Raw genomic sequence first — 9,801 nt, 5'->3', positions numbered from 1 at the left:
CACGCCCATGAGTTCCCGTATCGCCCATCTGGTACTGGTCGACGTGCTGGCGGTGGGAGTGGCGAAGACCCGGGGCCCCAAGCTCGCCGAGCAGCTCAAGGCGGTAAAGCGCAGCCTCAACCCGCTGCGCTATCCGGAGTCCGATCCTTCCTGACCGAGGGCGCCCTGCCTGTCCATTTATCCAGCATCGCTGTGATAGACTGGGCGCCCATTTTCGATCTCGAGCGGTGCCTTCTCCATGGACGACGTCACGGCGATCATCGACGGCCTCAATGCGGCGCAGCATGAGGCGGTCTGCGCTCCCCAGGGCAATATGCTGGTGCTCGCCGGCGCCGGTTCCGGCAAGACCCGCGTGCTGGTCCATCGCATCGCCTGGCTGATGCAGGCAGAAGGTCTCTCGCCCTACGCGGTGCTGGCGGTGACCTTCACCAACAAGGCCGCCAGGGAGATGCGCACTCGCCTGGAGGCGTTGCTGGGGATCTCGCTGCGCCACGTCTGGGTGGGTACCTTTCACTCCATCGCCCACCGCCTGCTGCGTACCCATTGGCAGGACGCTCGCCTTCCCCAGCACTTCCAGATCATCGACTCCGATGATCAGCTACGTCTGATCAAGCGCCTGTTGAAGGACAACAAGATCGATGACGAGCGTTTTCCGCCCCGTCAGGTGCAGTCGTTTATCAGCGGCTGCAAAGAGGAGGGATTGCGTCCTCACCAGGTCCGGATCAACGGTGACGCCTACGTGGAGCAGATGGTGGCGCTGTATGACGTCTACCAGCTGACTTGCGAACGTGGCGGCCTGGTCGACTTTGGCGAGCTGCTGCTCAGGAGCCTCGAGCTGTTGCGCGACAATCCTGCTCTGCTGGCCCACTATCAGGAGCGCTTCGCCCACGTACTGGTCGACGAGTTTCAGGATACCAACACCCTGCAGTATGCCTGGCTGAAGCTGTTGACCGGACAGCGCACGCCGATGACGGTAGTCGGCGATGACGACCAGTCGATCTACGGCTGGCGCGGGGCACGGGTGGAGAACATTCGTCGCTTCGAGCAGGAATTCACCGACACCAAAACGGTGCGCCTGGAGCAGAACTATCGCTCCACCAGCGCCATCCTCGACGCCGCCAACGCCCTGATCAAGCAGAACTCGGATCGCATGGGCAAGGAGCTGTGGACCGCCGGCAGTCGTGGCGAACCGATTTCGGTCTACGCCGGTTTCAACGACATGGAGGAGGCGCGCTTCATCGTCGACACCATCAAGGAAAAGGTCGACGAGGGGTTCAAGCGCCAGGAGGTGGCCATCCTCTATCGCTCCAACGCCCAGTCCCGCGTCATCGAGGAGACCCTGATCCGCCAGGGTATGCCCTACCGCATCTACGGGGGCCAGCGCTTCTACGAGCGCCTCGAGATCAAGAACGCCCTGGCCTACCTGCGGCTGCTGCTCAACCGCGACGACGATGCCTCGCTGGAGCGGGTGATCAATGTCCCTGCCCGCGGTATCGGTACCCGCACGGTGGAGGGACTGCGCGATCGCGCCCGTCGTACCGAAGTGTCGCTGTGGCAGGCGATCCACGACACCCTGACCGACGGCTCGCTCAAGGGGCGTGCGGCCAACGCCGTGGGTGCCTTTGCCAATTTGATCGAAGGCCTCGACAACGACACCTCGGGGATGGCGCTTCACGAGATCATCGCCCACGTGAATCAGCGCAGTGGACTGATCGACCATCATCTGAGCGAGAAGGGGGAAAAGGGGCAGGCCCGGGTCGAGAACCTGGAAGAGCTGATCAACGCCGCCCGTGCCTTCACCCAGGGCGAGACGCTGGACAACATCGAAGCCGGGGAGGGCATGGCCGCGCTGGAAGCCTTTCTGGCCGAAGCGGCCCTCAACGCCGGCGAGCACGAGGCCGACGAATTCGAGGACAGCGTCCAGTTGATGACGCTGCACTCGGCCAAGGGACTCGAATTTCCCATCGTGTTCGTGGCCGGGGTCGAGGAAGGCCTGTTTCCCCACCGCATGTCGCTGGAAGAACCCGGGCGCCTGGAGGAGGAGCGCAGGCTCTGCTACGTCGGGGTCACGCGCGCCATGCAGAAGCTCTACCTCACCCACGCCGAGATCCGTCGCATGCACGGCAAGGAGACCTTTCAGCGCCCGTCGCGCTTTCTGCGTGAGTTGCCGGAGTCGCTGCTCGAGGAGGTGCGTCTGCGTGGCCAGGTGTCACGTCCGGTCAGCGCCCGGCCAACGCCGTCGCGCTTCGCCCAGACGACCGTGGAGGCGAGCGGCGATCTACCTGCCTTGTCGCTGGGCCAGCGGGTACGCCATCCGGTATTCGGGGAGGGGGTCATCCTCAACGCCGAAGGAGAGGGCGAGCGGGCCCGTGTCCAGGTCAGCTTCGAAGGCCACGGCGACAAGTGGCTGGTGCTGGGCTTCGCCAAGCTGGAGGCGCTGTAGCGGGGTTTTCGCCCTGTCGGCGAGGCACCGGCGTTCGCCGGTGCCCCTCAGGCAACGTTGGAGGAGGGCTGATCGCAGTCCTCTGGCCTGATCAACAGATGGATGCCTCAGTCATGCCGTGTCGAGTCGCTTCGAACGGCGTGAGGTCCCTTGATTATTCATCGGAAAGGTCGTGGCAGGCATCCTTGGCAGAACTATTGCCATTCAGGAGAAGTAGCTTGCCGTAACTCTTGTGAAATACTCAGAAGCATATAAGACAAACCATAGCTGGCTTGCCGAGATGGCGATGCATCGCTCTTTTGATAAATCCACAAGGTTGATGAAGTTGAATGAAGGGTGGGCGAAGTGGTGATGAGTACTTTTAGTTTGTGGTTATGCTGTTGATTTTAATGGATAATTTTGGTTTATTGCGGAGAGCGGTAAAGCTATTTAAATGGACAGCATAGGGGTGTTTCTTTCCCCCAGATGGATGTTTTATAAAAAAAAGATTGTACCAAGGTGATGTTTTTTTCGATGCCGGACTCCGCCATTCGAGGTAATTGTTTTTCCAACGCGAAGTTATTTAACTCTGCTTTCACCATTCATTGCTTGCTCAAGGTCGTCGGCCGACGAATCCAGGACAGCGTCGCGCCGCTGTGACAGGCAAACTCGCCCCGGCTCCCTCTCGTCTGCGACGAATGGCATGGGCCGGGCAAGGTTGCGAGAGCTGGCGCTCGCACTGAAGAAGGAGAAGCAGGCATGAACAAGTTGGGAGCGGAGTTTTTCGGGACCTTCTGGCTGGTATTGGGAGGATGCGGGAGTGCGGTGCTGGCGGCGGCCTTTCCCGACGTCGGTATCGGCCTGCTCGGGGTCTCCCTGGCCTTCGGCCTTACCGTGCTGACCATGGCCTTCGCCATCGGCCACATTTCTGGCTGTCACCTGAACCCCGCGGTGTCACTGGGGCTCTGCGCTGCGGGACGCTTTCCCGTGTCTCAGCTGCCAGGCTACGTGATCGCGCAGGTGGCCGGCGGCGTGGCGGCGGCAGGGGTGCTCTACCTGGTGGCCTCCGGCCAGGCCGGTTTCTACCTGTCCGGCGGCTTTGCCGCCAACGGCTTCGGTGAGCATTCTCCCGGCGGTTACAGCTTGACCGCGGCGCTGATCACCGAGGTGGTGATGACGGCGATGTTTCTGGTGGTGATCCTCGGTGCCACCGATTCGCGGTCGGCCGCCACGCTGGCACCGATCGCGATAGGCCTGTGTCTGACACTGATCCATCTGATCAGCATCCCGGTGACCAACACCTCGGTCAATCCGGCGCGCAGCACGGCGGTGGCGGTGTTCGTGGGTGACTGGGCGCTGGCGCAGCTGTGGTTATTCTGGGTGGCGCCGCTGATCGGTGGTGTGCTGGGTGCGCTTGTCTACCGCCTGATCGGAAGCGCTCGACCGGTGGGCGAGCAGGCGACCTGAGGTGACTTGAGCAAGACGCAGGAAACCGGCCCGGCCATCGCCGGGCCGACCAGCGTGGTGGTGGCTTGCAGGCGAATTTCGCTTTGCCGCATACTGCTTGGCGGACACCACGCCGAGCGCGGGGAACGGCGCTTCAGCGCGGCTCCCTGCGCTCCCGGCGTCGACACTACAAGCTTCAGGAGCTCGCCCCATGGAACGTCGTTCCTTCCTCAGGACAGCCGGCCTCGGCGCCGCCGGCGTGGCCGCCGCCCCCTTCGTCAATACCGCCAGCGCACAGGAAACCATCACCTGGAACATGGTGACGTCCTGGCCCAAGAACTTTCCGGCCCTCGGCACCGGAGCCAACGATCTGGCAGCGCGTATCGAGCGGATGTCCGGCGGACGCATGAAGGTCAGGGTCCATGGTGCCGGCGAGATGGTACCGCCGATGGAGGTCTTTGACGCAGTGTCCCAGGGAACCGCCGAGATGGGCCACTCCGCTTCCTACTACTGGCGGGGCAAGGTCGCGGCTTCTCAGTTCTTTACCGCCGTGCCATTCGGCATGACCACCACCGAGACCAACGCCTGGCTGTACTACGGCGGCGGCCAGGAGCTGTGGGACGAGCTCTACGCCGACCACAACCTCAAGCCTTTCGCGGTGGGTAACACCGGCACCCAGATGGCTGGCTGGTTCAAGAAGGAAATCAACTCGCTCGAGGATATGCAGGGCCTCAAGCTGCGTCTGCCAGGGCTCGCCGGCGAGGCGATGGCCGGGATCGGCGTGACCACCCTGACCATTCCGGGTAGCGAGATCTTCACTTCCCTGCAGACCGGCGTGCTCGATGCCGCCGACTGGGTGGGGCCCTACAATGATCTGGCCTTTGGTCTGCATCAGGTGGCGGACTACTACTACACCTCGGCCTGGAATGAACCCAGCGCGGTGCTGGAGGGCACGGTCAACCTGGATGCCTGGAATGCGCTGCCCGATGACCTCAAGGCGGTGGTCAACGAAGCCGCCAAGGCCTCCAACCTGGCCATGATCAGCGAATTTGCCTTCCGCAACGCCGAGGCCTTGGACGCTCTGGTCAACGAGCATGGCGTCAAGCTGCGCTCGTTTCCGGAGGAAGTACTGGCGGCCCTGCATGACTCCTCGCAGCAGGTACTGCAGAAGCAAGTCGACAACGACGAGGCGTCGGCGCGGATCTACGAGTCCTATCGCAATTTCCAGAGCCAGGTACGCAAGTTCTCTGACGTCGGTGAATTCGCCTACCTGAAGGCCCGCGATAGCGTACTTGGCCAAGGCGAGTCCTGACGCCAGACGAGGCTCAAAAGTGGTGGCGCAGACCCGGCGGTGACGGGCCTGGCGAGGTGATGAAGGCTAGCGACGGAAAACCAGGCGCGCCACGGGCGCGCCTCTCTTTCACTGGTCTCTCTCGAAGGCCTCGCTCAGGCGTCGGATCGGACGCCGCGTATGCGACCGTTGTCATCCAGTGCCACCATCACATGGCGCGCCTCGGTGACCTTGTGCAGGTCGGCGTCTTCGGCGTCCTGGAGGGACCGGATCCAGACCTCCACGTCGATCTTGATGGAACTGTGGCCGATATCGCGCACCTCGGTGTAGACGCAGACCAGCGAGCCGACACGCACCGGGCACAGAAAGTCCATGCCTTCGATGGCGACGGTGGCGGTACGTCCCATCGCCTCGCGGCTGGCGGTCCATTCCGCGGCCTGATCCATCAGGCCCACCAGCCAACCTGCCGGGATATCGCCGTGGGCATTGGTATGCTGTCGTGTCGCGGCCAGCTGGAGCGTCAGCTGTCCCTTTGGCACGGGAACGTCATCGAGTTCTGTCATCATGGTGGGCGGCGCCTGGTCGTGGATGTTGTTGTGTCGTCATGGTACCCACCCGGGTCAGTCTTTCTCTACCGTTGGTGTCATGAAACGCCCAGGGGAGCGCATGTCTAGGTTGTCGCGTTGCATAGGTGCGCTCAAGCGCACGCTGTTGGCTCCCAGCCGGGGGCCGAGAACGCTGTCGATAGCGGTGTCGAGCGAAGCGCCGGCAGCGGTGTCGAGAGTGGCGCCGGGAGTGGCGCCAAGAGTGGCGTCGAGGCTGGTCTCGGGCCTGGTGCTTTCCTCCATGCTGGTGTCGGCGAAGGTTGCCGCCCATGACGTGGCCGGCTCTCTCGATGCGATAGGCTCGGATACCATGGCGGAGTTGATGCTGCGATGGGGCGAGCAGTTCGAAGAACAGCGACCGGGGGTCAGGCTGCAGCTTCAGGTGGCTGGTTCGGCCAGTGCACCGCCTGCCCTGATCGCCGGCACCACCCTGCTGGGCCCCATGTCCAGACCCATGCAGGAGGACGAGTCCGCGGCCTTCATCGAGCGCCATGGCTACGCGCCAACGCCGGTGGTGGTCGGCAAGGATGCCCTGGTGGTGGTGGTCAATCGCCACAACCCCTTGTCTCGACTGTCTCGAGCAGAGCTCGATGCGATCTTTTCCGACACCCTCGCGTGCGGTGCCAGCGAGAGCATCGAGCGCTGGCAGCAGCTGGGGCTCGAGCGCCCGGGGGGCACCATTCACCTGTATGGCCGCAACGCGGTCTCCGGCACCCATGGATTGTTTCGTCGCCGCGCCCTGTGTGACGGCGAATTCAAGGTATCGGTCATGGTGTCGGCTGGCTCTGCCGCCGTGGTGGCCGCCGTGGGTGACGATCCCGCAGGCATCGGTTACGCCGGCCTGAATCACTTGAATGCGGACGTCAAGGCGGTAGCGATCGGCAACGCCGAAGACGGGATTCTTCCGCGCCGACAATCGCTGCGAAGCGGCGGCTATCCGTTGTCACGGGACCTGTTGATCTACGTCAATCGCCCCCCCGAGGGCGAGCTTCCCGACGTCGAACGGGCCTTTCTCGACATGGTGCTGTCACCCTCGGGCCAGCGGGTGGTCAAGGAGCTGGGTTTCGTGGCGCTGCCGCCGTCTGTGCTGGCCGCTCAGCGACATGCCCTGGGGCTGGCTGAACTACCACGGGACGGGCCTTGAGAGATGCCAGGCCCCGGTCGGGTTGTCATCTGGGTGTCATGAAGTTGTCGTAATCTTTCGCTATATACCGATGGCCCAAGATCAATGTCTGACCCTTCTCCGATAACCTCACTGCACCAGACGAGACAGCGACGTGACCGCCTGGCGACCATGCTGATCACGGCCGGAGGGGTTGGCGTGCTGTTGGCGGTGGTCGCCATTGCGGTATTTCTGCTGGTCGAGGTGCTGCCGCTGTTCTGGCCGGATGGCGCAAGCTTTCCGCTGGAGGCGCTGTGGTCATCGCCAGACGTGAGCGGCGAGCCCGAATATCGCTGGCTGCCCCATCGGCTGGATGACGCCGCGGTGCCCCAGGCGAGCCTGGCCCCGCTGTTGTGGGGCACCTTGGAAGCGGCCGCCTGGGCGTTGGTGGTGGCGATTCCCCTGGCCCTGGGTGCTGCGGCGCACTCCAGCCTGTACATGTCTCCCGGCCTGCGCGCACGGCTCAAGCCGACGCTGGAGCTGATGGAGGCGATGCCCAGCGTGGTGCTGGGGTTTATTGCCGGTCTGGCGCTGGGGCCCTGGGTCGAACGTCACCTGGCGCAGTCGCTGTCGATTGTGGTGGTGCTGCCCGCGGCGGTGGTGCTGCTGGCGTTGGGCTACCGGTGGTTGCCCGATCGGCTGAAGGCTGCCCTGACGTTACGCTGGGCGGCCCTGTGGTTGATCCCCTGCCTGTTGCTGCTGGTGTGGCTGGCGATGAGCGTGGCGCCGATGTGGGAAGGTTGGTGGTTCGATGGCGACCTGCGCCTGTGGGTCGAGGAGTCCTGGGGACTCGACGTGCAGGCACGCAACGCCTTGATCGTCGGGCTGGCCATGGGTTTTGCCGTGATTCCCGGCATCTACGCGCTTGCCGAGGATGCGCTGAGTGATGTGCCTCGGGAGTTGGCCGAAGGCGCCCAGGCCATGGGTGCGACCCGCTGGCAGACGCTCACCCGGGTGATGCTGCCGGTGGCGCTGCCCGGTGTCTTTTCGGCGATCATGATCGGCGCCGGGCGCGCCGTGGGCGAGACCATGATCGTGCTGATGGCCAGTGGCAACAGCGCGCTGATGACGGCGAGCCCGCTGGATGGCTTGAGGTCGCTGGCCTCGAGCATCGCCATCGAACTGCCGGAAGCGGCACCCGGGGGCAGCCACTATCGGCTGCTGCTGCTGGCGGCGCTGGCCCTGTTTGCCTTCACCTTTCTGGTCAACACCCTGGCCGAGGTGGTGCGTGCCCGCCTGAAGCGTCGTTTTACCCGGCGTAAGGGGGACGCATGAAGATTCCCGGCCACACCGCGGTGGGCATGCCCGGCAAGCGGCGCACCCGAGAGGGCCCCTTGGCCTGGTTGGCAGCGGCCTCGGTGGCGCTGTCGCTGATCATGCTGGGGGCCTTGCTGGTGCTGTTGAGCGTCAAGGGCCTGTCCAATTTCTGGCCAGCGACGGTCCACCAGTTGACCCTGAAGGGCGGTGAGACGGTGATAGGGGTTCCCCTGGAGACCCGCGAACTACCTTCCAGGCAGGGGCTGGAGCGGCGCTATCTGACCGCCAATCGTGATGACGGCGGTGGCATCTGGCGGTGGCTCGCCAATGACCAGATCACCGAAGACACCACGCCGGAGGATCTGGTGGTGCTGGAGCGGCGCCACTGGGGCACCTTCTTCGGGCGTCTGGTGGCCTTGCAGTCGGGTGATCAGCGCTTGACCGGTCCGGATGCCTGGACGGTGCTCGAGTCCCGGCTGAAGGAGATCAATGCCCTGCGCGACGAACGTCGGCGTCTGACCCACGACGAGATATTACCGCTGATCCGCAGCATGGAAGACCAGGATGGCCACCGCTCGGAGGATCGGCGTCTGGCCGACCTGCAGCGCCGGGCCAGTGAGCTTCAGCAGCGCATGCAGGGCGACCTGGTGGTGCTCGAGAATGGTCAGGGGCGCCGTCAGGAACAAGCCCTTGCCGAGATACTCGAGGCCTGGCGCCCTAACGCCATGGCCTGGCATGAAAAACTCGGCCACTGGGTGCGGGAGCTGTGGCAGTTTCTGTCCCAGGGGCCACGCGACGCCAATACCGCTGGTGGCGTCTGGCCGGCGATCTTCGGCACCATCCTGATGGTGCTGTTGATGTCGATTCTGGTCACGCCCTTTGGGGTGCTGGCGGCGGTCTATCTCAATGAGGTCGCCCACCAGGGTCGATTGACCCGACTGGTCCGGATCGGCGTGCGCAATCTGGCCGGGGTGCCGTCCATCGTCTACGGCGTGTTCGGCCTGGGGGTCTTCGTCTATGGCATCGGCGGCAGCATCGATCGCTGGTTCTTCGAATCGACGCTGCCCTCGCCGACCTTCGGCACCGGCGGGCTGCTGTGGGCCTCGCTGACCCTGGCGCTGTTGACCTTGCCGGTGGTGATCGTGGCCACCGAAGAAGGTCTTTCGCGGATCCCGCTGCACCAGCGTGAAGGCGCCCTAGCGCTTGGGGCCACGCGCTTCGAGACCTTGACACGGGTGGTGCTGCCGATGGCCACGCCGGCGATGCTGACAGGCCTGATCCTGGCGGTGGCCCGGGCCGCCGGTGAGGTGGCGCCGCTGATGCTGGTCGGGGTCGCCAAGCTGGCGCCGCAGGTGCCGCTGGACGGGGAGTTCCCCTTCCTCCACCTTGAAAGGAAGTTCATGCACCTGGGGTATCACATCTATGACGCGGCCTTTCACTCCAGCGATGTCCAGGCGGCGATGCCGCTGGTGTATGCCACAGCGCTACTGCTGGTCACGGTGATTCTGGTGCTTAACCTGACTGCAATATTCATGCGTCACTATTTGCGTAAGCGTCATGGTGCCCCGGTGCGCCGATGATGCAGGGAGAGGCAATGTCCATCGATGGCGAGCTGCCC

At 64.0% G+C, this 9,801-nt stretch carries 8 protein-coding genes and 1 pseudogene; 7 read left to right on the top strand and 2 right to left on the bottom strand.

The features are described from left to right. From RBB39_RS07835 to RBB39_RS07820, 4 genes and pseudogenes are all read left to right on the top strand, one after another. Positions 1–154 (top strand): annotated as a pseudogene (locus RBB39_RS07835) (transcriptional regulator); the annotation flags it as partial. Between the two features lie 84 nt (positions 155–238). Next, positions 239–2,443 (top strand): DNA helicase II, encoded by a 2,205-nt coding sequence (uvrD, locus tag RBB39_RS07830; RefSeq protein ID WP_045994482.1) that lies wholly within the window; start codon positions 239–241, stop codon positions 2,441–2,443. Positions 2,444–3,181: 738 nt separating this feature from the next. After that, positions 3,182–3,889, top strand: coding sequence for an aquaporin Z (aqpZ, locus tag RBB39_RS07825; protein ID WP_045994483.1), 708 nt, complete (start codon positions 3,182–3,184; stop codon positions 3,887–3,889). A 190-nt stretch (positions 3,890–4,079) separates the two neighbouring features. After that, positions 4,080–5,180 (top strand): TRAP transporter substrate-binding protein, encoded by a 1,101-nt coding sequence (locus RBB39_RS07820; RefSeq protein WP_045994484.1) that lies wholly within the window; start codon positions 4,080–4,082, stop codon positions 5,178–5,180. Between the two features lie 134 nt (positions 5,181–5,314). Here the strand turns inward: RBB39_RS07820 and RBB39_RS07815 are convergent, their stop codons facing one another. Both RBB39_RS07815 and RBB39_RS07810 read right to left on the bottom strand, forming a co-directional pair. Further along, complete coding sequence (locus RBB39_RS07815; RefSeq protein ID WP_083970605.1) at positions 5,315–5,722, bottom strand: acyl-CoA thioesterase; 408 nt, start codon at positions 5,720–5,722, stop codon at positions 5,315–5,317. Positions 5,723–5,779: 57 nt separating this feature from the next. After that, positions 5,780–6,007: a hypothetical protein gene (locus tag RBB39_RS07810; protein WP_083970602.1), complete on the bottom strand. Its 228-nt coding sequence runs from the start codon at positions 6,005–6,007 to the stop codon at positions 5,780–5,782. Between RBB39_RS07810 and RBB39_RS07805 the strand changes: the two genes are divergently transcribed. The 3 genes from RBB39_RS07805 to pstA all read left to right on the top strand — a co-directional run bounded on the left by RBB39_RS07805 (position 6,006) and on the right by pstA (position 9,763). Further along, on the top strand, positions 6,006–6,908 hold the full coding sequence (locus RBB39_RS07805; RefSeq protein WP_083970603.1) for a PstS family phosphate ABC transporter substrate-binding protein: 903 nt from the start codon (positions 6,006–6,008) through the stop codon (positions 6,906–6,908). The two genes, RBB39_RS07810 and RBB39_RS07805, sit on opposite strands and share 2 nt — an antisense overlap. A gap of 84 nt (positions 6,909–6,992) precedes the next feature. Further along, a complete protein-coding gene (locus RBB39_RS07800; RefSeq protein WP_045994486.1) occupies positions 6,993–8,201 on the top strand; it encodes an ABC transporter permease subunit in 1,209 nt (402 codons plus the stop codon). Beyond that, entirely contained in the window at positions 8,198–9,763 is a 1,566-nt protein-coding gene (gene pstA / locus RBB39_RS07795) for a phosphate ABC transporter permease PstA (RefSeq protein ID WP_239452604.1), read from the top strand. The genes RBB39_RS07800 and pstA overlap by 4 nt, the downstream gene beginning before the upstream one ends. The last annotated feature ends 38 nt before the right edge of the window (positions 9,764–9,801 follow it).

It is taken from the genome of Halomonas sp. MMSF_3323 (assembly GCF_030733595.1).
GTDB classification, from domain to species: domain Bacteria; phylum Pseudomonadota; class Gammaproteobacteria; order Pseudomonadales; family Halomonadaceae; genus Halomonas; species Halomonas litopenaei.
The sequence above is the reverse complement of the archived record's forward strand: the minus strand, read 5'-3'. Positions and strand labels throughout refer to the sequence as shown.